Source organism: Citrobacter sp. CFNIH10 (assembly GCF_002934585.1).
GTDB lineage: Bacteria > Pseudomonadota > Gammaproteobacteria > Enterobacterales > Enterobacteriaceae > Citrobacter_A > Citrobacter_A amalonaticus.
On record NZ_CP026216.1, the window covers coordinates 3,128,873 to 3,155,541 of the forward strand.

Genomic DNA, 26,669 nt, shown 5'->3' on the forward strand with positions numbered 1-26,669 from the left:
GTGAAGTGTATTTTGTAGGCCTGATAAGCGTCGCGTCATCAGGCATTCTACAGCCAACTCTCTGTCTTACTGCGGGAACCACTGGTCGTTGATTTTTTGGTACGTACCATCGGCCTTGATCGCCGCCAGCGCAGCGTTCAGTTTATCGAGCAGCACTTTATTATCCGGGCGAACCGCGATGCCGAGGCCGGTACCGAAGTACTGTGGATCGGTGACTTTCTCGGTTGCCACACCCAACTGCGGGTTAGTTTTCAGCCACTCGTTCACCACGGCGGTATCACCGAATACGCCATCAATACGGCCATTTTTCAGGTCGATAAACGCATTCTGATAGCTGTCATAGGCCACGGTTTTCACTTCCGGGTGCTTGTCCTGCAAGTATTTCTGGTGAGTGGTGCCGTTTTCCATCCCGATACGTTTACCTTTCAGGTCGGCAAAGGTTTTATAGGTATCTTTCTTCGAAATCACCAGCGCCGAGTTGGCATAGTAGGGGGTCGTAAACGCCACCTGTTTGCTCCGCTCTGGAGTGATATCCATACCGGAAATCACGGCGTCATATTTTTTGAACTTGAGCGCCGGGATCAGGCTGTCAAATGCATGGTTGGTGAAAGTACATTCTGCCTGCATTTGTTTGCATAAGGCTTTTGCCAGATCGAGGTCGAAGCCGACGATTTGGTTATTGGCATCCATAGATTCGAACGGTGGATAGGTCGCAGAGACGCCAAAACTGATTTTTTCAGCGGCAGAGGCACCGACGGCGAAAGAGGCAAGTAATGCGGCCAGAACTAACTTTTTCATGGTTGGACTCCCGTTATGATGAGGCGCCGTTTCTGCGGCATGGATTTACAATGCCAGTAAATGAATTTGTATGCAATAAAAATGATTAAATATTTTGTGATAAATAAAAAAAGACGGACAGGTTATAAACTTGTCCGTCTTGTTGGTTGTGATTTATGCAATAAAGTGCTTAGTTTCGACGTTCGAATGCCAGCGCTTTGCGCTCGATCAGACGCATCATTAACGTCAACAGGCCGTTGACGATCAGGTAGATAACTCCCGCTGCGCCGAACACCATCACATCATAGGTGCGACCGTACAGCAGCTGACCATAACCCATCACTTCCATCAGCGTGATGGTATATGCCAGAGAGGTACTTTTGAACACCAGCACCACTTCGTTGGAATACGAGGAGAGGGCGCGTTTAAAGGCATACGGCAACAGGATTGCCAGCGTGTCTTTCTTGCTCATCCCCAGCGCGCCGCAGGACTGCCACTGGCCTTCCGGAATCGCGCGAATCGCCCCGTAGAACAGTTGAGTGGTATAAGCTGCGCTGTTCAGCGACAGTGCAATCAAGGCGCACAACCACGGCTCTGACAGCAGATGCCACAGAACCGGATACTCCTGCAGAGACGGAAACTGACCCGGTCCGTAGTAGATCAAGAAGATCTGAACCAGCAGCGGCGTACCGGTAAACAGCGTGATATAGCCACGCACCAGCCAGACTACCACCGGCGTTTTCAGCGTCAGAACAATCGTGAAAATCAACGCCAGAATCAGGGCAACGACAATGGACGCCACCGTCAGGGTCAGGCTGGTATGCAGTCCTTTCAGCAGTTCAGGTAAATACTCAAACATCAGCCTGGTCTCCGCTCAAAACGTGTCGCGCGCAGGTCAATGCGTTTGAGAATGTACTGGCTCACCAGCGTAATCACCAGGTAGATCGCCGCAGCGATAATGTACCAGTTAAACGGTTCCTGGGTTCGCGTGGAGATACTCTTGGTTTGCAGCATCAGGTCGTTGACGCTGATGAGGCTCACCAGCGCGGTATCTTTCAGCAATACCAGCCACTGGTTGCCCAGCCCCGGCAGCGCATGACGCCACATTTGCGGCATCACCAGCCGGAAGAAAATGGCGGTCTTCGACAGTCCCAACGCCTGGCCGGATTCCCACTGCCCCAGCGGTACCGCTTTTAGCGCGCCGCGCAACGTTTGAGACGCATAGGCTGCGTAGAGCAGAGAGAGGGCAATCACCCCACACAGGAAGGGGCTGACGTCGAAGTTTTCGATCTCCATTCGTACCGGAATCTGCACGACGCCCAGATTGATCGTAAAGCCATCAGAGAGCATCAGCAGCAGTTGAGAGGAGCCGAAATAGATAAACAGCACCACCAGAATTTCCGGCAGGCCGCGTAAAATGGTGACCAGCGCGGAACCCGTCCACGCGACAGGACGCCATTTCACTGACTCCCAGACGGCGAAAAGCATTGCCAGCGCCAGGCCGAGGATCAGTGCACAAACGGCAAGGCCGACGGTCATCCCGGCGGCGCTTGCAAGTGGGAAAAATTCGTTCATCAAGGCTTACTTCTGGAACCATTTGTTATAGATGGTCTCGTAAGTCCCATCTTTCTTCACTTTTTCCAGCGCAGTGTTGAATTTCTGCTGCAGTTCCTCATTGCCCTGGCGTACGGCGATGCCGAGGCCGGTGCCGAAGTAATCTTTATCCGTCACTTTGTCGCCAACCGGCGCCAGCTTCGGATTGTCTTTCAGCCACTCTGTGACCACCGCGGTATCACCGAACACACTGTCAATACGGCCGTTTTGCAGATCCAGTTTCGCATTCTGGTAGCTGTCATACGGAACGGTAGTGATTTCCGGGTGCTTATCCATGATGAATTTCTGGTGAGTGGTGCCATTCTGCACGCCCACTTTCTTGCCTTTCAGCTGATCAACGCCAGTGAATTTACCCTGCTGACCAATGAACAGCGCGGAGTTGTCATAGTAAGGGGTCGTGAACAGCACCTGTTTTTCACGCTCGGGCGTGATATCCATCCCGGCCATCACCGCGTCGAAACGGCGGAATTTCAGGCTTGGGATCAGGCTGTCAAATGCCTGGTTGGTAAAGGTACAGGTCGCGTCGATCTCTTTACACAGCGCATTGGCCAGATCGACATCAAAGCCGACAATCTTGTTATTAGCGTCCATGGATTCAAACGGAGGATAGGACGCTTCGGTCGCAAAACGAATGGTCTGGGCTGCTGTAGCGGAAAGGCTAAAGCCTGCGATAAGCGCGGCAATCAGAACTTTTTTCATTGTGTTGTCCCGAATCTTAGTGAGAGAGATAGTTTTTAAATGCTTCGGTCTGCGGGTCGGCAAAGCAACTCGCATTACCCTGCTCGACGATATGACCGTTTTCCATATACACGACGCGGCTGGCGGTTTTACGCGCCACTTCCACTTCGTGCGTCACGATCACTTGTGTAATTTTAGTTTCCGCCAGTTCACGAATGATGCTGACGATCTGCGCGGTAATTTCCGGGTCCAGCGCGGCGGTGGGTTCATCAAACAGCAACACCTGCGGCTCCATCATCAACGCGCGGGCAATGGCCACACGCTGCTGTTGTCCGCCGGAGAGATGCAGCGGATAGCGATCGCTGTAAGGTTTCAGGCGCAGGCGTTCAAGCAGCTTTTCGGCGCGCGCCAGTGCCTGATCTTTCGACAGACCCAGCACGCGGCAGGGTGCCTCAATCAGATTCTGTTGCACGGTGAGGTGCGGCCAAAGATTGTATTGCTGAAAGACCATTCCGACGTTCTGACGCAGCTCGCGAATTGCTTTATCTGACGGCGTCTTGCGGAAATCGAAGTGATTTCCCGCAATGTTAAGCGTACCGGAACGCGGCATCTCAAGCAGATTGAGTACCCGCAGCAGTGAGCTTTTACCGGCCCCGCTTGGGCCCAGTAACACCAGTGTTTCACCCTGCGGGCAATCCAGCGTGATATCGAACAGCGCCTGATGCGCGCCGTAGAAGCAGTTAATGCCGTTTAATTGAATACTCATTGATGCTCGTATACTGGCCGTCTGATAGCTATTGAAGCCGCAGATAGTACCTTTGACAGAATAGTTATGCAATATTTATGCTTTAAAAGTTAAATATAACGCGCATTTCTCATTAAACATAGCACAAAATAGCGAGGGGGAAGGTCGGTAAGAACAATTGTCGGCATTCCATGCAGAATGCCGGACAATTTACGGGGGGTACGATTTTTAGCGCGTTTAAGCGGAGAGATTAACGGTTTTCAACCGACTGACGAAGCGTACCGGCCGGGGCATGCACGCTGCCGCCGAGATAGCGAACATCATCAATGACCCAGCACTGGCCTTCACGGATCATCAGCACTTCATCCTGCCAGTTCTGATCGCCCTGTTTCAGCGCAACGCGTAGCGGGATGTTTCGTGCATCACTATTCGGAATGGTCGAGGCGCTGGCAACACTGGCGCTGTCCGGCGGCGTGGCGCGGCTGGAGAACGGATCGCTGCTCATCAGTTGACGATGCGCGCTGTCACGACTGGCATCCGACAGCAGTTTCGCCAGGCTGTCGCTCAGATAAGGGCGCAGGGCGGTGAGATCATTACTGCGGTGCTGGATACGATAGTCATAGAATTGTTGAGCCACACTGTCCGGGCCGCCATCCACACAGGCCCCCGCACGCGGCCCGTTGTCTTTATAGGCTGGCGTGACGGTAGTGCAGGCGCTGAGCAGCAGCGCGCAAGGGATGAGCAGGGAGAGTTTCGAATAGCGCATAGTGATTTCCTTATAAGCGTTCTGCCATGAGTCTTCTAAGATAACAGTCATCTACGATAATCAATTATATCCTTTCAATGATAGTGTATGGCGCTGATAATGTGCTGAATGTAACCAGGAGAGACATCATGCAATTTTCGACAACCCCCACGCTCGAAGGACAAAGCATCGTGGAATACTGCGGTGTGGTCACAGGCGAAGCCATTCTGGGCGCGAATATTTTCCGGGACTTTTTTGCCGGTATCCGCGATATCGTCGGCGGTCGTTCAGGCGCTTACGAAAAAGAGTTACGCAAAGCGCGTGAAATTGCTTTCGCAGAGCTGGGCGAGCAGGCGAAAGCGCTGGGCGCTGACGCCGTCGTGGGCATTGATATCGATTATGAAACGGTCGGCAAAGACAGCAGCATGCTGATGGTCAGCGTCAGCGGGACGGCGGTGAAAACGCGTCGATGAGAAAGGGGTTATGGCTGGCGGCCTTTGCGTTACTGTTGACGGGATGCGCGGGCGAAAAAGGGATCGTTGATAAAGACGGTTATCAGCTTGATACCCGTCATCAGGCGCAGGCGGCATATCCGCGCATCAAAGTGTTGGTGATCCACTATACCGCGGATGACTTCGATAGCTCGCTGGCGACGCTGACGGATAAAAACGTCAGTTCGCATTATCTGATCCCGTCCGTGCCGCCGTTGCATCGTGGTAAACCGCGTATCTGGCAACTGGTGCCGGAACAGGATCTGGCGTGGCATGCCGGTATCAGTTTCTGGGGCGGCGCGACGCGCATCAACGACACCTCGATTGGCATTGAGCTGGAAAATCGCGGCTGGCAAAAATCGGCGGGTGATAAATATTTTGCCCCGTTTGAGCCTGCGCAGATTCAGGCGCTGATCCCGCTGGCAAAAGACATTATCGCCCGTTACGACATCAAGCCACAGAACGTGGTCGCGCATGCGGATATTGCCCCACAGCGAAAAGACGATCCCGGTCCGCTGTTTCCTTGGCGAGCGCTGGCAGCACAAGGCATTGGCGCCTGGCCCGATGCGCAGCGGGTAAATTTCTACCTCGCTGGGCGGGCGCCGCATACGCCCGTTGAGATGGCCTCACTGCTGGATCTGTTGTCGCGTTATGGGTATGAGGTGAAGCCTGAAATGACCGCGCGTGAACAGCAGCGCGTTGTGATGGCGTTTCAGATGCACTTCCGCCCGACGTTGTGGAACGGCGTTGCCGATGCCGAAACGCAGGCGATTGCTGAGGCGTTACTGGAAAAGTATGGGCAAGGTTAGCGATGCAGTTTTCCGTGGTCGCGCAACCACGCGGCCGTTTTCACAATGCCTTCATCCAGCGTCACCACCGGCTTATACCCCAGTTCCGTTTCAGCACGGCTGATATCCAGCGTAAAATCGAAATTCAGCTTCGACACCCCGTAGTGGGTTAACGCCGGTTCTTTGGCAGACTTATTGCCAAAGTGCTCCAGGCTGCGGGCAATCATATCCAGCATCGGATAGGGCACGGAACGGATCCGGCAGTGAATATTCAGTTCATCAATCAGCTTTTGCACGATACTGCGCAGGGTTCTGGGTTCGCCGTTGGTGATGTTGTACACCCGACCGGACGGCAGGCTGTCGCACAGTTCCTGACTCGCCAGCCACATCGCGTGGATTGCGTTCTCATAGTAGGTCATATCGACCATCGCGCTGCCGCCGTGCGGCAACAGCACGCTGCCGTAGTGGTGCATCATGTGCGCCAGACGGGGAATAAACACTTTGTCGTGTGGGCCAAACAGGCTCTGTGGGCGCAACACCGTAAACCGGGTCTGCGGGTTGGCCTGGGCCAGCAGGCTGATGACCTCTTCGCCAGCGGCTTTGCTGCGGGCAAATTCGTTGGCAAAGCGGTGCGGGCGAAAATCTTCTTTGATATCGCGATGATGGTGATAATCGAAATAAAGCGATGGAGAGGAAATATGAACAAAGTTACGCACGCCCCATGCGACGGCCCATTCGCCAAGACGGCGGGTCGCACGTACGTTTGCCAGATCAAAGGCTTCCTGAGTTCCCCAGGGTGAGGTGAAACTTGAGCAGTGCCACAGCGTATCGATGCCCGCAAGCATAACCTTCGCCTGCGAAGAGACCAGCTCGGTCAGATCCGCATGCACAAACTCCGCGCCCATTTTTTCGAGCAGTTTACCCATCGCTTCGTTGCGACCGGTCGCTCTGACGCTGATGCCTTTGTTGCGCAAAAACTCAACCGCGTTTCGTCCTAAGCCGCTGGTTGCGCCGGTAACCAGTACCTTCATATCAGTCCACTGTGTTTAATAAAACGTCGTGCGCATTCTTCCGTGAATTACGTCGGTATGCAATGGGAAACGTGAAACAATACAGTAAGTTTTTACGATTTATCTGTGATTTGTTCTGCAAGTCTGGCAATTTTCTTTGCCATCCCCCGGAAAATAAACAGGTGCGCCGGGATCATCAGCAGCCAGTAGAAAAGCCCTGGCATACCGTGCGGATGCCACCAGGCACGCACGTCAATTTCGCGATGATCGCCCTTATCGTCAAGGGTAAAGCTCAGCCGTCCCAGGCCTGGCGCTTTCATGCCAAACAGCAGCGCGAGCTGTTTTTCTGGCTCGACGATAATCACTTTCCAACTGTCTACAGTATCGCCCGGTTGAAGCAGTTCGTGTTCAGGACGACCTTTTGCCAGCCGATGCCCGACTAGCAGATCCAGCGCGGCGCGGATCTTCCACAATCCATTGCCAAAGAAATAGCCCTCTTTGCCGCCAAGACGGTTCACTACCCGCCACAACGCCGGCAAACTGGCGGATGTCTTTACGGTAAACCCGGCCTGTTTGGCGAAAAAACCGTATTCCGGTCGCCAGCGGGCAAACGCCTGCGCGTCGTAACCCCAGTCGCTGGAGTTCACCAGTTTCTCCTCTTCCTTCAGCGTGCTGCGTACAGCATCGTCAAAGGCGATAAGCTTTTGGGGTATCAACGCCCGCAATTCGCTGTCATCGGCCAGCAGATCGTGTCTGAGGCCCTGTATCAACGCTTTCGCGGTGGTAGGCGGCACCGAGGTGATGACATTCAGGAACCAGACGGAAATCCAACGGGTGGGAAAGGGGATGGGGATAAGCCAGCGATGCTTGCCGCTCACCGTCATGAAATGTTCGAACTGCTGCTGATAGCTAAGCACCTGTGGCCCGGCGGCTTCAAAGATCCGATGCTCACGGGACGGGTGATCCAGCAAGGCCACCAGATAATGCAGCAGGTTTTCCAGCGCGATGGGCGTGGTACGTGAGCGCACCCAGCGCGGCGGGGTCAGCACCGGCAGGTTGTAGACCATGTCGCGCATCACTTCAAAAGCGGCGGAACCGGCTCCGACGATGATCCCGGCGCGCAGTTCCGTTACCGGTACGCCAGACTCGCGCAGGGTATCGGCGGTGATCTGCCGCGCCCGCAGGTGGTCAGACTGCTCGTGTTCCGGCGCCTGCAAGGAGCTGAGAAAAATCAGTTGCCCGACCGGCGTTTCACGCAGAGCATCACGCACGTTAAGCGCGACCTGACGCTCATGGGCAATGAAATCGCCGCCTTCTCCCATACCGTGTACCAGATAGTAGACGGTATCAACATTCGTCAACAGAGACGCAAGCTGCGTCGGCCAATTCAGATCGACCTTATGACAGCTGACGTTGGGCAACTGCTGTTTGTCCAGCCGTTCAATGCGACGTGCCACCGCCAGTACCTGATGTCCTTGCTGGCTGAGCGCCTGCACCAGATGTTGACCAATGTAACCACTGGCGCCAAGAACCACTATGCGTTGCGGCACATCTCTCTCCTTAACGAGTCAGGAACGCGCGCCAGTGGGCGACGACATCAGCAAGCTGTTCCCGTGAAACATCCAGATGGGTCACCAGACGGGCAATCGGCGACGCGTTGATCAGCACCCCCTGTGCCTTCATGTATTCACCCAGCGCTACGGCGTTGGCCTCACCGACGCGGACAAACAGCATATTGGTGTCGTGACGCATCACGTCCGCCCCGGCTTCCCGTAGCTGCTCTGCAAGCCAGGCCGCGTTGTCGTGATCGTCCTGCAGGCGCGCAACGTTATTTTTCAGGGCATACAGTCCAGCTGCCGCCAGGATACCGGCCTGACGCATGCCGCCACCGGTCATTTTGCGCCAGCGGGTCGCACGCTTAATGTAATCGTGGCTGCCGACCAGTAGCGATCCGACCGGCGTCCCCAGCCCTTTGGACAGGCAGATGGTAAAGGAGTCGCAATACTGCACGACCTCTTTGAGTTCACAGCCGTACGTCACGACAGCGTTAAAAATACGTGCGCCATCGACATGCAGCGCCAGACCGCGCTCACGGGTAAATTCCCATGCCTCTTTCAGATACTCTCGTGGCAGGACTTTGCCGTTGTGGGTATTTTCGAGGCTTAACAGGCGGGTACGGGCAAAGTGGATGTCATCTGCCTTTATTTTGGCGGCGACTTTATCCAGCGGTAACGTTCCGTCTGGCGCAGCGTCAATCGGCTGCGGCTGAATGCTGCCGAGCACCGCCGCGCCGCCGGCTTCATACAGATAGTTATGTGCCCCCTGACCGGCGATATACTCTTCGCCACGCTCGCAGTGGCTCAGTAGCGCCACGAGGTTGGCCTGGGTGCCGGTGGGTAAAAATAACGCCGCTTCTTTACCTGAAAGGTCAGCGGCGTATTGCTGGAGAGCATTAACGGTAGGGTCATCCCCGTACACGTCGTCCCCCACCGGGGCGGCCATCATTTCTTCAAGCATGGCGCGACTCGGACGGGTGACGGTATCACTGCGTAGATCAATCATTGCACATCCCTATTGTTTGAAAGGCGATGTGCATTGTTTTACCTGAGCCAGTTGGTTTTTGCCAGTTCGATCACCTCATCGCCGCGACCGCTGATGATGGCGCGCAGCATATACAGGCTGAAGCCTTTGGCCTGCTCCAGTTTGATCTGCGGCGGAATGGCCAGTTCTTCTTTTGCCACAACTACATCCACCAGCACCGGGCCGTCGATTGACAGGGCGCGCTGTAGTGCTTCATCAACGTCTGCGGCTTTTTCCACCCGAATACCGGTGATGCCGCACGCTTCGGCAATGCGCGCAAAATTAGTGTCGTGCAACTCCGTACCGTCAGTGAGATAACCACCGGCCTTCATCTCCATCGCCACAAAGCCCAGCACGCTGTTGTTAAAGACCACGATTTTGACCGGGAGCTTCATCTGGACCACCGACAGGAAATCCCCCATCAGCATACTGAATCCGCCGTCGCCGCACATGGCAATGACCTGACGTCCCGATGCGGTGGCCTGTGCGCCCAGCGCCTGCGGCATGGCGTTAGCCATCGAACCGTGGTTAAACGAGCCCAACAGACGGCGCTTGCCGTTCATTTTCAGGTAGCGGGCGGCCCACACCGTCGGCGTACCGACGTCGCAGGTAAAGATGGCGTCATCGGCGGCAAAATGGCTGATTTGTTGCGCCAGGTACTGCGGGTGGATCGCCTTTTCGCTGGGTTTGGCAAGATCGTCGAGGCCCTTACGCGCATCGCGATAATCGCTCAATGCCTTATCGAGGAATTTACGTTCGGTTTTCTCTTCCACCAGCGGCAGCAGTGCCGTCAGCGTGGCTTTGATATCGCCTACCAGCGCCATATCGACCTTACTGTGCGCGCCGATACTGGCGGGGTTGATATCAATCTGAATAATTTTGGCGTCGGTTGGGTAGAACGCGCGGTAAGGGAACTGCGTACCGAGTAGCACCAGCGTATCGGCATTCATCATGGTATGGAAGCCGGATGAGAAGCCGATCAATCCGGTCATCCCCACATCATATGGGTTGTCGTATTCGACATGTTCTTTACCGCGCAGGGCGTGAACGATAGGGGCCTTAATTTTGGCGGCAAACTCGACCAGTTCTTTATGCGCACCCGCGCAGCCGCTGCCGCACATCAGGGCGATGTTGCTGGAGTAGCGTAACAGTTGGGCCAGCTTTCTTAACTCTTCTTCTGCGGGCGTGACGATCGGTAAGGGCGCGTGATACCAGTGGCTGCTGGCGCTTTCTGGCGCCGGTTTTAATGCCACATCGCCTGGTAATACCACCACCGAGACGCCGCGATTGAGCACCGCTTTGCGCATGGCAATCGCCAGGACCTGGGGGATCTGTTCCGGGCTGGAAACAAGCTCGCAATAGTGGCTACATTCGCGGAACAGTTCCTGTGGGTGCGTCTCCTGGAAATAGCCGCTGCCAATTTCGCTGGACGGAATGTGGGCGGCGATGGCCAGCACCGGGACGTGGTTACGATGACAATCAAACAGACCGTTGATCAGATGCAGGTTACCGGGTCCACAAGACCCTGCGCAAACCGCCAGTTCACCGGTCAGTTGCGCCTCCGCACCCGCCGCAAACGCGGCAACTTCTTCATGACGGGTCGACATCCACTCAATCGTTCCCATGCGATTGAGGCTGTCGCTCAGGCCGTTCAGCGAATCGCCCGTCACGCCCCAGATACGTTTCACACCTGCCTGTTCCAGTGTTTTAGCAATAAAAGCGGCAACCGTTTGTTTCATGGTTTTCCATCTCCTTAATTGTGATACCGGTTACAAGTTTAGATGAAGATAGTGATTACGCTGCGTGGCACCCCCTTATTTTCAGCGGCTTCCTTTCAGGGGGGATAACGCGTAGCGTGAAAAAATCAGAGTGAACCAGGGGTAAATTCAGATGCTTACCACATTGTTAAATGCAGTGAATCGGATGCTGACGCACGAGGATTTTGGCAAGTTTTTATTACGCCTGGCGGTTGGGGGATTGATGCTGTTTCACGGGCTGCATAAGCTGTTTGCCGGGATTGATGGCATTAGCGGAATGCTGATTGCCAAAGGGTTACCGGGCTTTATTGCGTACGGCGTACTGGTGGGGGAAGTGATTGCGCCTTGTCTGATTATTCTCGGGATCCTGACGCGTCCTGCGGCGCTGGTGCTGGCATTCACCATGATTGTGGCGTGGCTGATGGTCGGGATGAATGAAACCTGGGCGCTGGATAAAACTGGCGCCTGGGCAATTGAAAGTCTGGTCTATTTCTTTATCGGCGCACTGGCGGTGGCGTTTCTCGGTGCGGGACGGTTTTCGGTTGCGGATAATTCAGCCTGGCGGTAAAAAAAAGCCCGGACGAACCGGGCTTTGTTGACTCAGGCGAGCACTAAGTCGCCCTGCGGGTGACAGGAGCAGGCCAGTACGTAGCCTTCGGCGATTTCAGCATCGGTTAGCGTCATGGTGCTGCTGACCGTATAGTCGCCGGAAACCACTTTGGTTTTACAGCACCCGCAGACGCCCGCGCGGCAGGCAACGGTGACGGGCACCTTGTTGCTTTCCAGCGCATCCAGCAGCGTCGTACCGACCGGCGCGTAAAATGCTTTCGCTGGCTGCAGCTTAGTGAATTTCAGACCGCTGGTTACCGCTTCCGCTACCGGGGTGAAGAACTGTTCTTTAAAGAAGCGCGTGACGCCCAGCGCTTTCACTTCCCGCTCGACCAGATCCATATACGGCGCCGGGCCACAGGTCATCACCGTGCGGGAGGCCAGATCCGGTACCTGTTGCAACAGCGCAGTGGTCAGGCGACCGGCGACAAAACCGGCCGTGGCGTTGTTTTCCGCCACCAGCGTGACCGGATACTGACGCCATTCTTCGGCAAAAATGACATCCTGCGGCGAGCGCACGTTGAAGATCACCTGTACGTCAGCATGCGGACGGTACTTCGCCAACCAGCGGCGCATCGACATGATCGGCGTGACGCCACAACCGGCTGCCAGCATCAGGAACTTATCATCGGCTTTGTCTTCGCAGATGAAATCGCCCATTGCATCGGACAGCCAGAGGTAGTCGCCACGCTTCACGTCGCGGGTTAACCACTGTGAGCCCGCACCGTCGTCAATCCGGCGAACGGTCAGCGTAATGTACTCGCTGACGCCCGGCGTTGAAGAGAGCGTGTAAGCGCGCAGCGTTTCCGCCGAATTACGCACGCTGATCAGTGCATACTGCCCGGCGCGATACGGATAATAGTCGTGGCACAGCAACGAAATTGTCCATACATCCGGCGTTTCCTGATGGATGTGATGAACCTGCATCCGCCATGGGCACTGATGAGTTGGCATTGTCATTTTTTACTCCTTACGCGCTCAGCAACTGCTTCATATCTTCTTCAACGGTGGTCACGGAACGTAGACCAAATTTCTCGTTGAGTACCGCCAGCAGATCCGGCGTGAAGAAACCAGGCGCCGTCGGGCCAGTAACGATGTTTTTCACACCGAGAGACAGCAGGGTCAGCAGAATGACAATCGCTTTCTGTTCAAACCAGGAGAGTACCAGCGACAGCGGCAGGTCGTTTACGCCACAGCCCAGTTTCTCTGCCAGCGTCACTGCCAGAATGATAGCGGAGTACGCATCGTTACACTGACCGGCATCAACCAGACGCGGCAGGCCTTCGATATCGCCGAACTCCAGCTTGTTGAAGCGATATTTACCGCAGGCCAGGGTCAGGATCAGGCAATCATCCGGTACGCTGGTGGCGAAATCGGTGAAGTAGTTACGTTCGCCGCGCGCGCCGTCACAGCCGCCAACCAGGAAGATGTGACGCAGTTTTTCACGGCTCACCAGATCGATCAGGGTGTCCGCCGCGCCCAGCAGGGTCTGACGACCGAAACCGACGGTGATCAGGTGTGGAATTTCGCTGTACGGGAAGCCTGCCATTTGCTGGGCCTGCGCGATAACCGGACCGAAGTCATCGCCTTCCAGGTGGCTCACACCCGGCCAACCGACGATGCTGCGAGTCCAGATACGATCGTCGTAACTGCCAACGGTCGGGTCGATGATGCAGTTAGAGGTCATCACGATAGGGCCAGGGAAGCGGGCGAATTCGACCTGCTGGTTCTGCCAGCCGCTACCGTAGTTACCAATCAGATGTTTGAATTTACGCAGTTCCGGATAACCGTGCGCGGGCAGCATTTCACCGTGGGTGTAGACGTTAACGCCAGTACCTTCGGTTTGTTCCAGCAGGTTATACAGATCTTTCAGGTCATGACCTGAGATCAGGATGCACTTCCCTTCGGTCGCTTTCACGTTAACCTGGGTCGGCGTCGGGTGGCCGTATTTAGTGGTTTCACCGGCATCCAGAATGCTCATCACTTTGAAGTTCATCTGGCCGATTTCCATTGAGCACTCCAGCAGAGCGTTCATATCGGAAGGCCAGGTACCCAGCCACGCCATGATTTTATGGTACTGCGCGTAGATATCGTTGTCGTACTTCCCGAGAACGTGCGCGTGCTCCATATAGGCCGCCGCCCCTTTCAGGCCGTACAGGCACAACAGACGCAGGCCGAGAATGTTCTCGCCAATCGCGGCTTTGTCTTTGTTCGGGGTAAATTCGGCGGCCTGACGCTGCAGGTCGCCCAGATCGTCACTAACCAGTTGCAGGTCAGCCATTGGGTTGTCGCAGTGCGCATTGGCGTCAACGCTCAGGCATTGGGCTTTTAGCGCTTCACGCATCGCGATAGCGTCGCGAGCATAGCCGACGATACGTGGAGAATCGAAGTTAACGTTGGTCAGCGTGGAGAAGAAAGCACGCGGGGCAAAGTTATCAACGTCATGATTAATGATGCCATATTCACGAGCTTTAGCCGCCCATGCAGACAGACCTTGTAGGGAGGCGATCAGCAGATCCTGCAGATCAGAGGTTTCAGCCGTTTTACCGCACATACCCTGCGCGTAAGAGCAGCCGTTTCCTGCCGGAGTACGGATGGTTTGTTCACATTGCACACAAAACATGGTCACACCTTAAAAGTTATATTTGATATACATGTTTAAGATTATGCCTGTGCGCAGAGGGATAAAAGGGATTTCTGATACAACTTACAGGGAGATTGATTTAGCGCAATTTTGGCGGCAGTGGCCTACCGCCAAAGAGGGCGTTAAGCGGAGAAAAAAGCCATCAAAATGGGCACCAGCAAACTGAGGACAAAGCCGTGAACAATCGCCGCTGGAACCATCTCCAGCCCACCGGTACGCTGTAACACCGGCAGGGTAAAGTCCATCGACGTGGCACCACACAGTCCCAGTGCAGTAGAACGACTGCGGCGTACCAGACCCGGGATCAGCATAATCGCGAGCAGTTCGCGCGCCAGATCGTTAAAGAACGCGGCGCTGCCGATCACCGGACCGTAGGATTCGGTCAGCAAAATACCAGAAAGGGAGTACCAGCCAAAACCCGACGCCATCGCCAGCGCAGTTTTCACTGGCAGACCGAGAATCAACGCGTTAATCAGGCCGCCAATCATGGAGCTGGCGACGACCACGACCGCCACAATCATGCCTCGTCGGTTCAGAACAATCTGCCTTAACGTCATCCCGCTATTGCGTAACTGGATGCCGACCAACAACAGCAGCAGGATCAGCGTATATTCGCTTGCTTCTATGGCGTGTTGCAAAATGGGCAGCGCGCTCAACCCCAGCAAAAAGCCAACCACCACCACGCCGCACAGTTTCAGTGACTCAAGCGCCATCGCGATACGGGAGGGCAGTTTCTCTTGTTGATGATGATGTCGCCAGGGTAATGCGCGTTCCAGCCACAGTAATGCGGCAATATTACACAGCAAAATAACGGTAATGCTAACGGCGGAATAGTGAAATATCGCCAGCAGATTGCTCGCCAGATTATCCAGAAAGGCCAGGCTGATCCCCATAAAAAAGAGAATCAGATAAACCATCCAGCTCAATAGTCGATTGATCAGTTTTAATGCCGCGGTGTGCCGAAGCGGAATGAGATAACCTGCTATCAGCGGAAGCAGAATGATGAGAAGTCCTGAAAACATGAACAGCCGGGTCCTTTGAATTAGCGAGACAGCGCCATGACACTACCCAATTACGCGGGTTCAGTAAAGATGCAAAATAAAAGCCGGACAAGGTCCGGCTGAAGCGCGTTTGACCCGACGGGTATGCGCCGTCGGGTGTTCTGACATTAATCGCGTTTTTCGAGCAGCGTACGGTAAATAAGACCGCCGAGAATCCCGCCAATAATTGGCATCACCCAGAATAACCACAGTTGTTCTAACGCCCAACCGCCCTGGAAGATAGCGACCGCGGTACTCCGCGCCGGGTTCACAGACGTATTGGTCACCGGAATGCTGATCAAGTGGATAAGGGTTAATGCCAGACCGATAGCGATCGGCGCAAAACCTGCCGGTGCATGTTTGTCCGTTGCACCGTGAATCACCAGCAAGAAGCCGGCAGTCAGCACGATTTCGATAATAATCGCGGACAGCATGGAGTAGCCACCCGGAGAGTGCTCGCCATAACCGTTGGAGGCGAAACCGCTGGCGGTTGCATCAAAACCGGCTTTACCGCTGGCAATTAAATACAGGACTGCCGCTGCAATAATACCGCCGACTACCTGGGCAATAATGTAGCCAATAACCTCTTTTGCCGGGAAACGGCCGCCAGCCCATAAGCCTAATGTCACCGCCGGATTAAAATGCCCGCCGGAAATATGGCCAACAGCAAAGGCCATGGTTAATACGGTCAGGCCGAAGGCCAGGGCAACACCCGCAAAACCAATACCTAATTCCGGAAACGCTGCTGCCAGAACGGCGCTGCCGCAGCCACCAAAAACAAGCCAAAATGTACCAAAACATTCGGCTGCTAATTTTCTCAACATATCCACCTCAATGTAAAAAATAACCACAAAAAAATAGTGGTAATCAATATTTATTGTCTGCCTGAATGACGACAAATAAATAGCTCGCTATTTTAAAAACGATCGTCATCCGTTCTCTAGTCAAATAAAACCCGTTAGTTTGATTTAGGGCAATGCGGCGTCATTCCTTCCATAGATTTCTCTTAAGGGAAGTGTAGTGCAAAGTCCTGTGAAAATGGATTGTCAAAAACGGATTTATTTTTTGCATCCTGCAAAACGTGCGTTTCTGTATTACGAATGAAAGAGTAAAGAATAAATCGTTCATCCTTCAGACAGTTAGCTTGCGTAATAATATGCCTGTCACGTCCCGCGCCGGGTTTTGCGGTTATACTGCGAGGAGAGTAAAGGGAAAGTGAAGATTTTCTGGAGGATACATGATTCTCGAACGCGTTGAGATAGTGGGATTTCGCGGTATCAATCGACTGTCGTTGATGCTCGAGCAGAATAACGTCCTGATCGGTGAGAACGCATGGGGTAAATCAAGTTTACTGGATGCGTTAACACTGCTGCTGTCACCCGAATCTGAGTTGTATCATTTTGACCGCGATGATTTCTGGTTTCCTCCTGGTGATATGAAAGGCCGCGAACATCATCTGCATATCGTACTGACGTTTCGTGAATCTCAGCCTGGGCGCTACCGGGTTCGCCGCTATCGGCCGCTCGAGGCGTGCTGGGCACCGTGTCACGATGGTTTTCAACGCATCTTTTATCGACTTGAAGGCGAATGTGGCGAGGATGGCAGCGTGATGACGCTGCGCAGTTTTCTCGACGGTGACGGGCATCCGCTGGCGGTAGACGATATCAACGAACAGGCGCGGCATCTGGTGCGCCTGATGCCGGTGCTGCGTTTACGCGATGCGCGGTTTATGCGCCGTATTCGTAACGGCACGGTGCCGGAGGTTGCTGATGTCGAAGTCACCGCCCGCCAACTGGATTTTCTCGCCCGCGAACTGGCGATGCGTCCGCAGAATCTCACCGACGGACAGATTCGGCAGGGACTCTCGGCGATGGTGCAACTGCTTGAGCACTATTTTACCGAGCAGGGCACTTCGCAGTCCCGCCACCGCTTAATGCGCCGACGCTCCACCAACGAACAGCGAAGCTGGCGCTATCTCGATATTATCAACCGGATGATCGACAAACCGGGAGGACGTACTCACCGGGTGATTCTGTTGGGGCTGTTCTCCACGCTGTTGCAGGCGAAGGGCACGGTCAGGCTGCATAAAGACGCCAGACCACTGCTGTTAGTAGAAGATCCGGAAACGCGTCTGCATCCCATCATGCTGTCAGTGGCGTGGCAGTTGCTGAATCTGCTACCGCTTCAGCGTATCACCACCACCAACTCGGGCGAGTTGCTTTCGCTGACCCCGGTGGAACATGTCTGCCGTCTGGTGCGTGAATCCTCGCGCGTGGCGGCCTGGCGTCTGGGACCGGGGGGGCTGAGCGCAGAGGATGGTCGACGCATTGCGTTCCACATTCGCTTTAACCGTGCTTCCTCGCTGTTTGCCCGCTGCTGGCTGCTGGTGGAAGGGGAAACAGAAACCTGGGTTATCAACGAACTGGCCCGTCAGTGCGGTCATCACTTTGATGCCGAAGGGATTAAGGTGATCGAATTCGCGCAGTCCGGTCTTAAACCGCTGGTGAAATTTGCCCGGCGGATGGGCATTGAGTGGCACGTGCTGGTGGATGGTGATGAAGCCGGGAAAAAATATGCCGCCACGGTGCGCAGCCTGCTGAATAACGACCGGGAAGAAGAGCGCGAACACCTGACGACGCTGCCAGCGCTGGATATGGAACACTTTATGTACCGGCAGGGGTTTGCCGATGTTTTTCACCGGGTGGCGCAAATCCCGGAAAATGTGCCAATGAATATGCGCAAAATCATTTCGAAGGCGATCCATCGCTCATCGAAGCCCGACTTAGCCATCGAAGTGGCGATGGAAGCCGGGCGGCGAGGTGTGGATGCGGTGCCGACGCTGCTGAGAAAAATGTTCTCCCGGGTGCTGTGGCTGGCGCGCGGCAGAGCGGACTAACCCTGTAAGCACTGTGGAACCTGCGTGACGACGCTGTCGAGCAGCGCATAGCGGCGGCGGTATTCAGCCCGTTTTTTGCTGGCGATATCCGCCTCGCTTTTCCGCGCAATAGTCAGCGGCAGCGAGAAGTAATCTCCTTGCGTTTTTTCACCGCCCAGGGACGCCCAGAAGGCGTCGTAATCGGCATGCATTTGCGTTTTTTTGTCCATATAGCGCCAACTGCGATAAACATGAACCGCGTTGCTGACCGCCAGAATCTGCTCCGCCCTGGCGATGTGTGCGAACTGACACAGCGCTTCCATTACCACTCTTTTGGGGAACAGGCCGTAACAGGCTTTCGTGGCCTGCTGAATAACCTCATGTGGAACATCATTTGCCGCGCCCTGCAAGCCGCCAATAAACAGGGTGCGTTTTCCGTTTAGCGTGCAGAATGTGAAGGTAATTTCTGCCAGAATACGCATCTGCTCGTCGCGGATCACGACGGTACTTTCACCTTCTTTATCCAGTGAGACCAGGCTGACTAAATCAAGCTGGAATGACGCACCGTCTTTGGCCTCAAATTTTGCCAGATTGAGACCGTTCTGGCTTAAATAACGGGCCAGTTGTTCGCGGCTGAATAACTGACGCAGCAGGTCATAATGACTACAGAGCGCGGTCAGTGCGGTTTCGCGCTTAATATTCACCGCCATATACGGGCGATGCAGACGAATTGGCAACCGGGGTTGTCGGGCCAGCAGCGTATTCAGCTCAGGCCATTGGGTCAGGTTTTCCAGCAACTGACGGGTAGCCCTTGGCATCAGTAACGAGCGAATTAAAAACTTACGGCGAAAGCTGGCCTTCCGCCAGAATTTACCCGGCAGTAATTGACCCCTTGTCAGGCGCATAAATAATTGTAAAGGAGACGCAACGTCTGAAGTGTAAAAGGTATTATCAGTAATCTGTGACATGATCATAATCCGCAATGCGATGATTGTGGAAATTGAAACACGCTGAATCTTAACCAATCATCAATGCCTCGAGCGCTATCCTTTTCGCTTGCGGTTTGTTTAGATACTGTTGAATTTCAGCTGAAAACTTACCATCAGGATCGCTATGGGTATTAAGGGAAATAAAATTAAAAAGCGCTATCTGTTGCTTATTTTCATTCTCATCCTGGGGGCATTTGCCCTTTGGCGGACGCTTAATGCGCCGGTGCCAAATTATCAGACGCTGATTGTGCGGCCGGGAGATTTGCAGCAGAGCGTACTGGCAACCGGCAAACTCGACGCCTTACGTAAAGTTGACGTGGGCGCGCAGGTGAGTGGTCAGCTCAAAACGCTGTCGGTAGCAATTGGCGATAAAGTGAAGAAAGACCAGTTGCTGGGCGTTATCGACCCCGAACAGGCGGAAAACCAGATCAAAGAGGTGGAAGCGACGCTGATGGAGCTTCGCGCTCAACGCCAGCAGGCTGAAGCCGAGTGGAAGCTGGCGCGGGTGACGCTCGCCCGCCAGCAACAGCTGGCAAAAACTCAGGCTGTGTCGCAACAGGATCTGGACACCGCCGCGACGGAGATGGCGGTGAAACAGGCACAAATCGGCACCATTGATGCGCAGATCAAACGCAATCAGGCATCTCTGGATACCGCGAAGACCAACCTCGACTACACCCGCATCGTTGCGCCGATGGCTGGTGAAGTCACGCAGATCACCACCCTACAGGGGCAGACGGTGATTGCCGCGCAGCAGGCGCCGAACATTCTGACACTGGCGGACATGAGTACGATGTTGGTGAAAGCACAGGTTTCTGAAGCTGATGTGATTCACCTTAAACCGGGGCAGAAAGCCTGGTTCACCGTGCTGGGCGATCCGCAGACCCGCTACGAAGGGACGCTGAAAGATGTGCTGCCGACGCCGGAAAAAGTGAATGATGCCATTTTCTATTACGCCCGATTTGAAGTGCCCAACCCCAAAGGTATTCTGCGCCTGGAGATGACCGCACAGGTCCATATTCAGCTAACGGATGTGAAAAACGTTCTGACGATCCCGCTTTCCGCGCTGGGCGATCCGGTCGGGGATAATCGCTACAAGGTGACCCTGTTGCGTAACGGTGAAACTCGTGAACGCGAAGTGTCAATTGGCGCGCGCAATGACACCGACGTAGAGATTGTAAAAGGGCTGGAAGCCGGTGATGAAGTGGTGACGGGCGAGGGCAAACCAGGAGTCGCGCAATGACGGCATTGCTTGAACTGAGCAATATTCGCCGCAGTTATCCCTCGGGAGAAGAGCAGGTGGAGGTGCTTAAAGGCATCACGCTACAGATCAATGCAGGGGAGATGGTCGCGATCGTCGGGGCGTCTGGCTCCGGCAAATCCACGCTGATGAACATTCTGGGATGTCTCGATAAACCCACCAGCGGCACCTACCGGGTCGCGGGACGCGATGTCTCAACGCTGGACCGCGATGCGCTGGCGCAACTGCGTCGGGAGCATTTCGGTTTTATTTTCCAGCGCTACCATTTGCTGTCACATCTGACGGCAGCACAAAACGTCGAAGTCCCTGCTGTTTACGCCGGTACGGAAAGGAAACAGCGTCTGGCGCGCGCGCAGGAGCTGCTCCAGCGGCTTGGTCTGGGCGATCGCGTTGATTATCAACCCTCGCAGCTTTCCGGCGGTCAGCAGCAGCGCGTGAGTATTGCCCGCGCGCTGATGAACGGCGGACAAGTTATCCTCGCCGATGAACCCACCGGTGCGCTCGACAGCCGTTCCGGTGAAGAGGTGATGGCAATTCTGCACCAGCTGCGCGATCGCGGGCATACGGTCATTATCGTCACCCACGATCCCCAGGTTGCCGCCCAGGCAGAGCGGGTGATTGAGATCCATGACGGCGAAATTGTGCGCAATCCGCCCGCAAAACACGCCGCGCAGGGGCAGGGCATTCAGGAACCGACGGTGAAAACGGCGTCCGGCTGGAGCCAGTTTGTCAGCGGGTTTCGCGAGGCGCTGACAATGGCGTGGCTGGCGATGGCGGCCAACAAAATGCGCACGCTGCTGACGATGCTCGGGATCATCATCGGTATCGCGTCGGTGGTGTCGATTGTGGTGGTTGGCGACGCAGCGAAACAGCTGGTGCTGGCGGACATCCGCGCCATCGGGACCAACACCATTGATATCTACCCCGGCAAAGATTTTGGCGACGACGATCCACAGTATCAGCAGGCGCTGAAATACGACGATCTTGCGGCGATCCAAAAACAACCCTGGGTGACTTCTGCGACGCCCGCGGTGTCGCAGAACCTGCGCTTACGCTATGGCAATATCGACGTCGCCGCCAGCGCGAACGGGGTCAGCGGCGACTATTTTAACGTTTATGGCATGACGTTCAGCGAAGGGACAACGTTCAACCGCGAACAGCTTAACGGCCGTGCGCAGGTGGTGGTGCTCGACAGCAACACCCGACGTCAGTTGTTCCCGCATAAGGCGAACGTGGTGGGCGAGGTGATCCTCGTGGGCAACATGCCTGCGACGGTCATTGGCGTGGCGGAAGAGAAGCAGTCGATGTTTGGCAGCAGCAAAATCCTGCGCGTCTGGTTGCCATACAGCACGATGTCCGGGCGCGTTATGGGGCAGTCGTGGCTGAACTCGATCACCGTACGAGTGAAGGAAGGCTTCGACAGCGCACAGGCCGAACAGCAACTCACCCGACTGCTGACGCTGCGTCATGGCAAAAAGGATTTCTTCACCTGGAATATGGACGGTGTCTTGAAAACCGCCGAAAAGACCACACGTACTCTTCAGTTATTCCTGACGCTGGTGGCGGTGATTTCGCTGGTAGTTGGCGGGATCGGCGTGATGAACATTATGCTGGTGTCGGTCACAGAGCGTACGCGGGAGATCGGCATCCGGATGGCGGTTGGCGCGCGCGCCAGTGATGTGCTGCAGCAGTTTCTGATTGAAGCGGTGCTGGTTTGTCTGGTGGGTGGCGCGCTGGGTATCAGCCTGTCGATGCTGATTGCCTTCACGCTGCAACTGTTCCTGCCCGGTTGGGAGATTGGTTTCTCGCCGGTCGCGCTGCTGACGGCATTTTTGTGCTCTACCTTTACAGGCGTCCTGTTTGGCTGGTTACCGGCGCGCAACGCGGCGCGACTGGATCCGGTCGATGCGTTAGCGCGAGAGTAACGTCCCGGGAAATAAAAATGCCAGCCGATCGGGCTGGCATTTTACCTGCGGGATGTACACAATGAGACAGAAGAGCTATGCAACAGCTTCTGCTTCGATAGGCACGATGACACTGGCGTGATTGCCTTTTGGCCCCTGGTGAACATCAAACTGGACAGACTGTCCGGCTTTTAGCGTTCTGTAACCATCCATCTGAATGGTGGAATAGTGAGCGAAAATATCTTCGCCGCCGCCTTCAGGGCAGATGAACCCAAACCCTTTGGCATTGTTGAACCACTTAACAGTACCCGTTTCCATGCTTCGACATCCTTCGTAAATCTTATATAAGTAAGATGGAATGAACCGGTGGTGGAGTGGGGGTTGTTCAAAACCTCGCCAACTCTCGAAATTACAATTTAGAGAAATCAGGCGGGGCGTCAAGCGTCTGACGGGGGTCGGTGGGTAAAAATGAATCAAAAATTTGAAGCAGTTAACGCTATTGGCGGGAATGTGACAGATGTCGCGGATGCCAGTGATAGATGATAGTTATCTATTAATTGAGGTAGATTGATTGTGCACATCCGCTCTTGTCAGCGGCAGACTGTTCTGCCGGTAACCGTAACTGAAGATGACGACTGACAATGGGTAAGACGAACGACTGGCTGGATTTCGACCAGCTGGCGGCTGATAAAGTGCGTGACGCGCTAAAACCGCCATCTATGTATAAAGTGATATTAGTCAATGATGATTACACTCCGATGGAGTTTGTTATTGACGTGTTACAAAAATTCTTTTCTTATGATGTAGAACGTGCAACGCAACTGATGCTTGCGGTTCACTATCACGGTAAAGCCATCTGCGGCGTTTTCACCGCAGAGGTCGCGGAGACCAAAGTGGCGATGGTGAACACGTATGCGAGGGAGAACGAGCACCCGTTGCTGTGTACGCTGGAAAAAGCCTGAATGCAGGCATAAAAATTGGGGGGAGGTGCCTATGCTCAATCAAGAACTGGAACTCAGTTTAAATATGGCTTTCGCCAGAGCGCGCGAGCACCGTCATGAGTTTATGACCGTCGAGCACTTGTTACTGGCGCTGCTCAGTAACCCATCGGCCCGCGAAGCGCTGGAAGCGTGTTCCGTGGACCTCGTGGCGCTCCGTCAGGAACTCGAAGCCTTCATTGAACAAACCACACCCGTATTGCCTGCCAGCGAAGAAGAACGCGACACGCAGCCGACGCTGAGCTTTCAGCGCGTACTGCAACGTGCGGTCTTCCACGTTCAGTCCTCCGGGCGCAGTGAAGTGACTGGCGCGAACGTGCTGGTCGCCATCTTTAGCGAACAGGAATCTCAGGCTGCTTACCTGCTGCGTAAACATGAGGTCAGCCGTCTTGATGTGGTCAACTTTATTTCTCACGGTACGCGCAAAGATGAGCCGAGTCAGTCGTCTGATCCTGGCAGTCAGCCCAATACCGACGAGCAAGCTGGCGGGGAGGAACGTATGGAGAACTTCACGACTAACCTTAACCAGCTTGCCCGGGTTGGCGGTATTGACCCGCTGATCGGCCGTGACAAAGAACTGGAGCGCGCCATTCAGGTACTGTGCCGTCGGCGTAAAAATAACCCATTGCTGGTGGGGGAATCTGGCGTCGGGAAGACGGCGATAGCCGAAGGCCTGGCCTGGCGTATCGTGCAGGGCGACGTGCCGGAAGTGATGGCCGATTGCACCATCTACTCGCTGGATATCGGTTCGCTGCTGGCGGGCACCAAATACCGCGGTGACTTTGAAAAACGCTTTAAAGCGCTGCTGAAACAGCTGGAGCAGGATAGCAACAGCATTCTGTTTATCGACGAGATCCACACTATCATCGGGGCCGGTGCGGCGTCGGGTGGTCAGGTGGATGCGGCAAACCTGATTAAACCGCTGCTTTCCGGCGGTAAGATCCGCGTGATCGGCTCCACAACCTATCAGGAGTTCAGCAATATTTTCGAGAAAGACCGTGCGTTAGCCCGTCGCTTCCAGAAAATTGATATTACTGAACCGTCGGTAGAAGAGACCGTACAGATCATCAATGGCCTGAAACCGAAGTATGAAGCGCACCATGATGTCCGTTACACCGCGAAAGCGGTACGTGCGGCGGTTGAACTGGCGGTGAAATACATCAACGACCGTCATCTGCCGGATAAAGCGATTGACGTCATTGATGAAGCGGGTGCGCGTGCGCGCCTGATGCCGGTCAGCAAGCGTAAGAAAACCGTCAACGTGGCGGATATCGAGTCCGTTGTGGCGCGTATTGCGCGTATCCCGGAGAAGAGCGTGTCGCAAAGCGATCGTGATACGCTGAAAAACCTTGGCGACCGTCTGAAAATGCTGGTCTTTGGGCAGGATAAAGCCATTGAGGCGCTGACCGAAGCCATCAAGATGAGCCGTGCGGGCCTGGGACACGAGCATAAGCCTGTCGGTTCCTTCCTGTTTGCCGGTCCGACCGGGGTCGGGAAAACCGAGGTAACAGTGCAGCTTTCTAAAGCGCTGGGAATTGAATTGCTGCGTTTTGACATGTCCGAGTATATGGAACGTCATACGGTCAGCCGCCTGATTGGCGCGCCTCCGGGATACGTTGGTTTCGATCAGGGCGGTTTGCTGACGGATGCGGTCATCAAGCATCCCCATGCGGTACTGCTGCTCGATGAAATCGAAAAAGCGCACCCGGATGTCTTTAACCTGCTGCTGCAGGTGATGGACAACGGCACGCTGACGGATAACAACGGGCGTAAAGCCGATTTCCGCAACGTAGTGCTGGTGATGACGACTAACGCCGGTGTCCGTGAAACGGAGCGTAAATCGATTGGCCTGATTCATCAGGACAACAGCACTGACGCGATGAGCGAAATCAAGAAAGTGTTCACGCCGGAGTTCCGTAACCGTCTCGACAATATTATCTGGTTCGAGCACCTGTCTACTGAGGTGATCCACCAGGTTGTCGATAAGTTCATCGTCGAGCTGCAGGTTCAACTGGATCAGAAAGGTGTCTCCCTGGAAGTCAGCCAGGAAGCGCGTAACTGGCTGGCTGAGAAAGGCTACGATCGGGCAATGGGCGCACGTCCAATGGCGCGCGTGATTCAGGATAACCTGAAAAAACCATTGGCGAACGAGTTGCTGTTTGGTTCTCTGGTGGATGGCGGGCAGGTGACCGTGGCACTGGATAAAGAGAAAAATGAGCTGACCTATGGTTTCCAGAGTGCCCAGAAGCACAAACCGGAAGCCGCGCATTAATCTCACCTCTCTATAACTGGTTGATAAACCGGGCCGTGTGCCCGGTTTTTTTATGCGAAAAAAAGCCCGTACTTGCGTACGCGCTCATTCTCGAATATGGCGGTGAGGGGGGATTGACTCGCTTCGCTCGCCCTGCGGGCGTCATGGCCTGCGGCCATTCCGTCCAACGGGCTGCGCCCGTTGTCGAACCCCGGTCGGGGATTCTCATCCCCCCTATTGGGGAACATAAAAGAAAAGAGCCGATACATAAGTACCGGCTCTTTTCTGAAAGATGGCGGTGAGGGGGGGATTGACTCGCTTCGCTCGCCCTGCGGGCGTCATGGCCTGCGGCCATTCCGTCCAACGGGCTGTGCCCGTTGTCGAACCCCGGTCGGGGATTCTCATCCCCCCTATTGGGGAACATAAAAGAAAAGAGCCGATACATAAGTACCGGCTCTTTTCTGAAAGATGGCGGTGAGGGGGGGATTGACTCGCTTCGCTCGCCCTGCGGGCGTCATGGCCTGCGGCCATTCCGTCCAACGGGCTGTGCCCGTTGTCGAACCCCGGTCGGGGATTCTCATCCCCCCTATTGGGGAACATAAAAGAAAAGAGCCGATACATAAGTACCGGCTCTTTTCTGAAAGATGGCGGTGAGGGGGGGATTCGAACCCCCGATACGTTGCCGTATACACACTTTCCAGGCGTGCTCCTTCAGCCACTCGGACACCTCACCATATTGTATTGCTGCCTGACCACTTGGGGGGCAACGGGGCGCTACTATAGGGAGTTGCACTAAAACGGTCAAGCAGTATTTACGCTTTACTTCTCGTTTGGTTACGCATTGTACATCTTCCCCAACGTAAGCCGTCGGGGAAGCGATTTAGCGTTGTGAATCCACTTTTCGCGGCTCTTC

The 26,669-nt window shown here is 54.8% G+C and carries 25 protein-coding genes, 1 tRNA gene and 3 other RNA genes; 9 read left to right on the forward strand and 20 right to left on the reverse strand.

The window, feature by feature from the left end; translation table 11 throughout:
• Window positions 1–66: 66 nt before the first annotated feature.
• The 6 genes from artJ to C2U53_RS18690 all read right to left on the reverse strand — a co-directional run bounded on the left by artJ (window position 67) and on the right by C2U53_RS18690 (window position 4,580).
• Complete coding sequence (gene artJ / locus C2U53_RS18665) at window positions 67–798, reverse strand: arginine ABC transporter substrate-binding protein ArtJ (RefSeq protein ID WP_044264219.1); 732 nt, start codon at window positions 796–798, stop codon at window positions 67–69.
• A gap of 169 nt (window positions 799–967) precedes the next feature.
• Window positions 968–1,636, reverse strand: a complete 669-nt coding sequence (gene artM / locus C2U53_RS18670) for an arginine ABC transporter permease ArtM (RefSeq protein WP_042320323.1) — start codon at window positions 1,634–1,636, stop codon at window positions 968–970.
• On the reverse strand, window positions 1,636–2,352 hold the full coding sequence (artQ, locus tag C2U53_RS18675) for an arginine ABC transporter permease ArtQ (protein WP_104446268.1): 717 nt from the start codon (window positions 2,350–2,352) through the stop codon (window positions 1,636–1,638). Before artQ ends, artM begins: the two co-directional genes overlap by 1 nt.
• A 6-nt stretch (window positions 2,353–2,358) precedes the next feature.
• Window positions 2,359–3,090: an arginine ABC transporter substrate-binding protein ArtI gene (gene artI / locus C2U53_RS18680; RefSeq protein WP_043001227.1), complete on the reverse strand. Its 732-nt coding sequence runs from the start codon at window positions 3,088–3,090 to the stop codon at window positions 2,359–2,361.
• A gap of 16 nt (window positions 3,091–3,106) precedes the next feature.
• The gene (gene artP / locus C2U53_RS18685) at window positions 3,107–3,835 is read right to left on the reverse strand and encodes an arginine ABC transporter ATP-binding protein ArtP (RefSeq protein ID WP_043001226.1); all 729 of its coding nucleotides are present in this window, start codon (window positions 3,833–3,835) and stop codon (window positions 3,107–3,109) included.
• Window positions 3,836–4,064: 229 nt separating this feature from the next.
• Window positions 4,065–4,580, reverse strand: a complete 516-nt coding sequence (locus tag C2U53_RS18690) for a lipoprotein (protein WP_043001225.1) — start codon at window positions 4,578–4,580, stop codon at window positions 4,065–4,067.
• Window positions 4,581–4,708: 128 nt separating this feature from the next.
• Between C2U53_RS18690 and C2U53_RS18695 the strand changes: the two genes are divergently transcribed.
• Together C2U53_RS18695 and C2U53_RS18700 are read left to right on the forward strand one after the other, a co-directional pair.
• Entirely contained in the window at window positions 4,709–5,032 is a 324-nt protein-coding gene (locus C2U53_RS18695) for a heavy metal-binding domain-containing protein (protein ID WP_042320310.1), read from the forward strand.
• Window positions 5,029–5,859: an N-acetylmuramoyl-L-alanine amidase gene (locus tag C2U53_RS18700; protein ID WP_104446269.1), complete on the forward strand. Its 831-nt coding sequence runs from the start codon at window positions 5,029–5,031 to the stop codon at window positions 5,857–5,859. Before C2U53_RS18695 ends, C2U53_RS18700 begins: the two co-directional genes overlap by 4 nt.
• Here the strand turns inward: C2U53_RS18700 and C2U53_RS18705 are convergent.
• The 4 genes from C2U53_RS18705 to poxB form a co-directional block, all read right to left on the reverse strand.
• Window positions 5,856–6,869 (reverse strand): NAD(P)-dependent oxidoreductase, encoded by a 1,014-nt coding sequence (locus C2U53_RS18705; RefSeq protein ID WP_043001223.1) that lies wholly within the window; start codon window positions 6,867–6,869, stop codon window positions 5,856–5,858. The genes C2U53_RS18700 and C2U53_RS18705 overlap by 4 nt on opposite strands.
• A gap of 92 nt (window positions 6,870–6,961) precedes the next feature.
• Entirely contained in the window at window positions 6,962–8,398 is a 1,437-nt protein-coding gene (locus C2U53_RS18710; protein WP_043001222.1) for an SDR family oxidoreductase, read from the reverse strand.
• 10 nt (window positions 8,399–8,408) lie between these two features.
• The gene (gene ltaE / locus C2U53_RS18715; RefSeq protein WP_044256368.1) at window positions 8,409–9,410 is read right to left on the reverse strand and encodes a low-specificity L-threonine aldolase; all 1,002 of its coding nucleotides are present in this window, start codon (window positions 9,408–9,410) and stop codon (window positions 8,409–8,411) included.
• 38 nt (window positions 9,411–9,448) lie between these two features.
• On the reverse strand, window positions 9,449–11,167 hold the full coding sequence (poxB, locus tag C2U53_RS18720; protein WP_104446270.1) for a ubiquinone-dependent pyruvate dehydrogenase: 1,719 nt from the start codon (window positions 11,165–11,167) through the stop codon (window positions 9,449–9,451).
• Between the two features lie 151 nt (window positions 11,168–11,318).
• Here poxB and C2U53_RS18725 point away from each other — a divergent pair, with 151 nt between their 5' ends.
• Complete coding sequence (locus C2U53_RS18725) at window positions 11,319–11,753, forward strand: DoxX family protein (RefSeq protein WP_104446271.1); 435 nt, start codon at window positions 11,319–11,321, stop codon at window positions 11,751–11,753.
• 32 nt (window positions 11,754–11,785) lie between these two features.
• On the opposite strand, the gene hcr is transcribed toward C2U53_RS18725, so the two are convergent.
• From hcr to aqpZ, 4 genes are all read right to left on the reverse strand, one after another.
• Window positions 11,786–12,754 (reverse strand): NADH oxidoreductase, encoded by a 969-nt coding sequence (gene hcr / locus C2U53_RS18730; RefSeq protein WP_104446272.1) that lies wholly within the window; start codon window positions 12,752–12,754, stop codon window positions 11,786–11,788.
• Window positions 12,755–12,764: 10 nt separating this feature from the next.
• Window positions 12,765–14,417, reverse strand: a complete 1,653-nt coding sequence (hcp, locus tag C2U53_RS18735; RefSeq protein ID WP_043001978.1) for a hydroxylamine reductase — start codon at window positions 14,415–14,417, stop codon at window positions 12,765–12,767.
• Window positions 14,418–14,560: 143 nt separating this feature from the next.
• Window positions 14,561–15,460, reverse strand: a complete 900-nt coding sequence (locus C2U53_RS18740) for a lysine exporter LysO family protein (RefSeq protein ID WP_044256361.1) — start codon at window positions 15,458–15,460, stop codon at window positions 14,561–14,563.
• Between the two features lie 146 nt (window positions 15,461–15,606).
• Window positions 15,607–16,302 carry an aquaporin Z gene (gene aqpZ / locus C2U53_RS18745; RefSeq protein WP_044327096.1) on the reverse strand — a complete coding sequence of 232 codons (696 nt, stop codon included), beginning with the start codon at window positions 16,300–16,302 and terminating at the stop codon, window positions 15,607–15,609.
• Between the two features lie 413 nt (window positions 16,303–16,715).
• On the opposite strand from aqpZ, the gene C2U53_RS18750 reads away from it, so the two are divergent.
• The gene (locus C2U53_RS18750) at window positions 16,716–18,374 is read left to right on the forward strand and encodes an ATP-dependent endonuclease (protein ID WP_043001216.1); all 1,659 of its coding nucleotides are present in this window, start codon (window positions 16,716–16,718) and stop codon (window positions 18,372–18,374) included.
• Here C2U53_RS18750 and C2U53_RS18755 read toward each other — a convergent pair.
• Window positions 18,371–19,321 carry a VirK/YbjX family protein gene (locus C2U53_RS18755; RefSeq protein WP_043001215.1) on the reverse strand — a complete coding sequence of 317 codons (951 nt, stop codon included), beginning with the start codon at window positions 19,319–19,321 and terminating at the stop codon, window positions 18,371–18,373. The genes C2U53_RS18750 and C2U53_RS18755 overlap by 4 nt on opposite strands.
• Before the next feature lie 145 nt (window positions 19,322–19,466).
• Between C2U53_RS18755 and macA the strand changes: the two genes are divergently transcribed.
• Together macA and macB are read left to right on the forward strand one after the other, a co-directional pair.
• A complete protein-coding gene (macA, locus tag C2U53_RS18760; RefSeq protein ID WP_043001214.1) occupies window positions 19,467–20,585 on the forward strand; it encodes a macrolide transporter subunit MacA in 1,119 nt (372 codons plus the stop codon).
• The gene (gene macB, locus C2U53_RS18765) at window positions 20,582–22,528 is read left to right on the forward strand and encodes a macrolide ABC transporter ATP-binding protein/permease MacB (protein ID WP_043001213.1); all 1,947 of its coding nucleotides are present in this window, start codon (window positions 20,582–20,584) and stop codon (window positions 22,526–22,528) included. Before macA ends, macB begins: the two co-directional genes overlap by 4 nt.
• 75 nt (window positions 22,529–22,603) lie before the next feature.
• Here macB and cspD read toward each other — a convergent pair whose 3' ends face one another.
• Entirely contained in the window at window positions 22,604–22,825 is a 222-nt protein-coding gene (gene cspD / locus C2U53_RS18770; protein WP_042284847.1) for a cold shock-like protein CspD, read from the reverse strand.
• A gap of 150 nt (window positions 22,826–22,975) precedes the next feature.
• Here cspD and C2U53_RS30365 point away from each other — a divergent pair, with 150 nt between their 5' ends.
• From C2U53_RS30365 to clpA, 3 genes are all read left to right on the forward strand, one after another.
• On the forward strand, window positions 22,976–23,050 hold the full coding sequence (locus tag C2U53_RS30365; protein ID WP_212807582.1) for a hypothetical protein: 75 nt from the start codon (window positions 22,976–22,978) through the stop codon (window positions 23,048–23,050).
• A 98-nt stretch (window positions 23,051–23,148) separates the two neighbouring features.
• Window positions 23,149–23,469 (forward strand): ATP-dependent Clp protease adapter ClpS, encoded by a 321-nt coding sequence (gene clpS, locus C2U53_RS18775; protein WP_042320277.1) that lies wholly within the window; start codon window positions 23,149–23,151, stop codon window positions 23,467–23,469.
• Window positions 23,470–23,500: 31 nt separating this feature from the next.
• The gene (gene clpA / locus C2U53_RS18780; RefSeq protein WP_043001212.1) at window positions 23,501–25,777 is read left to right on the forward strand and encodes an ATP-dependent Clp protease ATP-binding subunit ClpA; all 2,277 of its coding nucleotides are present in this window, start codon (window positions 23,501–23,503) and stop codon (window positions 25,775–25,777) included.
• Between the two features lie 97 nt (window positions 25,778–25,874).
• Here clpA and C2U53_RS18785 read toward each other — a convergent pair.
• The 4 genes from C2U53_RS18785 to C2U53_RS18800 form a co-directional block, all read right to left on the reverse strand.
• A non-coding RNA gene (locus C2U53_RS18785) (RtT sRNA) lies at window positions 25,875–26,005 on the reverse strand.
• Between the two features lie 44 nt (window positions 26,006–26,049).
• Window positions 26,050–26,181: non-coding RNA, RtT sRNA (locus tag C2U53_RS18790), on the reverse strand.
• A 44-nt stretch (window positions 26,182–26,225) separates the two neighbouring features.
• A non-coding RNA gene (locus tag C2U53_RS18795) (RtT sRNA) lies at window positions 26,226–26,357 on the reverse strand.
• Between the two features lie 44 nt (window positions 26,358–26,401).
• Window positions 26,402–26,489 (reverse strand) — tRNA-Ser (locus C2U53_RS18800).
• Window positions 26,490–26,669: the final 180 nt, after the last annotated feature.

Excerpts from the sequence above, each read along its gene's own strand:
- artJ (WP_044264219.1), bottom strand. The coding sequence starts at position 798 with ATGAAAAAGTTAGTTCTGGCCGCATTACTTGCCTCTTTCGCCGTCGGT.
- artM (WP_042320323.1), bottom strand. The coding sequence starts at position 1,636 with ATGTTTGAGTATTTACCTGAACTGCTGAAAGGACTGCATACCAGCCTG.
- artQ (WP_104446268.1), bottom strand. The coding sequence starts at position 2,352 with ATGAACGAATTTTTCCCACTTGCAAGCGCCGCCGGGATGACCGTCGGC.
- artI (WP_043001227.1), bottom strand. The coding sequence starts at position 3,090 with ATGAAAAAAGTTCTGATTGCCGCGCTTATCGCAGGCTTTAGCCTTTCC.
- artP (WP_043001226.1), bottom strand. The coding sequence starts at position 3,835 with ATGAGTATTCAATTAAACGGCATTAACTGCTTCTACGGCGCGCATCAG.
- C2U53_RS18690 (WP_043001225.1), bottom strand. The coding sequence starts at position 4,580 with ATGCGCTATTCGAAACTCTCCCTGCTCATCCCTTGCGCGCTGCTGCTC.
- C2U53_RS18695 (WP_042320310.1), top strand. The coding sequence starts at position 4,709 with ATGCAATTTTCGACAACCCCCACGCTCGAAGGACAAAGCATCGTGGAA.
- C2U53_RS18700 (WP_104446269.1), top strand. The coding sequence starts at position 5,029 with ATGAGAAAGGGGTTATGGCTGGCGGCCTTTGCGTTACTGTTGACGGGA.
- C2U53_RS18705 (WP_043001223.1), bottom strand. The coding sequence starts at position 6,869 with ATGAAGGTACTGGTTACCGGCGCAACCAGCGGCTTAGGACGAAACGCG.
- ltaE (WP_044256368.1), bottom strand. The coding sequence starts at position 9,410 with ATGATTGATCTACGCAGTGATACCGTCACCCGTCCGAGTCGCGCCATG.
- poxB (WP_104446270.1), bottom strand. The coding sequence starts at position 11,167 with ATGAAACAAACGGTTGCCGCTTTTATTGCTAAAACACTGGAACAGGCA.
- C2U53_RS18725 (WP_104446271.1), top strand. The coding sequence starts at position 11,319 with ATGCTTACCACATTGTTAAATGCAGTGAATCGGATGCTGACGCACGAG.
- hcr (WP_104446272.1), bottom strand. The coding sequence starts at position 12,754 with ATGACAATGCCAACTCATCAGTGCCCATGGCGGATGCAGGTTCATCAC.
- hcp (WP_043001978.1), bottom strand. The coding sequence starts at position 14,417 with ATGTTTTGTGTGCAATGTGAACAAACCATCCGTACTCCGGCAGGAAAC.
- C2U53_RS18740 (WP_044256361.1), bottom strand. The coding sequence starts at position 15,460 with ATGTTTTCAGGACTTCTCATCATTCTGCTTCCGCTGATAGCAGGTTAT.
- aqpZ (WP_044327096.1), bottom strand. The coding sequence starts at position 16,302 with ATGTTGAGAAAATTAGCAGCCGAATGTTTTGGTACATTTTGGCTTGTT.
- C2U53_RS18750 (WP_043001216.1), top strand. The coding sequence starts at position 16,716 with ATGATTCTCGAACGCGTTGAGATAGTGGGATTTCGCGGTATCAATCGA.
- C2U53_RS18755 (WP_043001215.1), bottom strand. The coding sequence starts at position 19,321 with ATGTCACAGATTACTGATAATACCTTTTACACTTCAGACGTTGCGTCT.
- macA (WP_043001214.1), top strand. The coding sequence starts at position 19,467 with ATGGGTATTAAGGGAAATAAAATTAAAAAGCGCTATCTGTTGCTTATT.
- macB (WP_043001213.1), top strand. The coding sequence starts at position 20,582 with ATGACGGCATTGCTTGAACTGAGCAATATTCGCCGCAGTTATCCCTCG.
- cspD (WP_042284847.1), bottom strand. The coding sequence starts at position 22,825 with ATGGAAACGGGTACTGTTAAGTGGTTCAACAATGCCAAAGGGTTTGGG.
- clpS (WP_042320277.1), top strand. The coding sequence starts at position 23,149 with ATGGGTAAGACGAACGACTGGCTGGATTTCGACCAGCTGGCGGCTGAT.
- clpA (WP_043001212.1), top strand. The coding sequence starts at position 23,501 with ATGCTCAATCAAGAACTGGAACTCAGTTTAAATATGGCTTTCGCCAGA.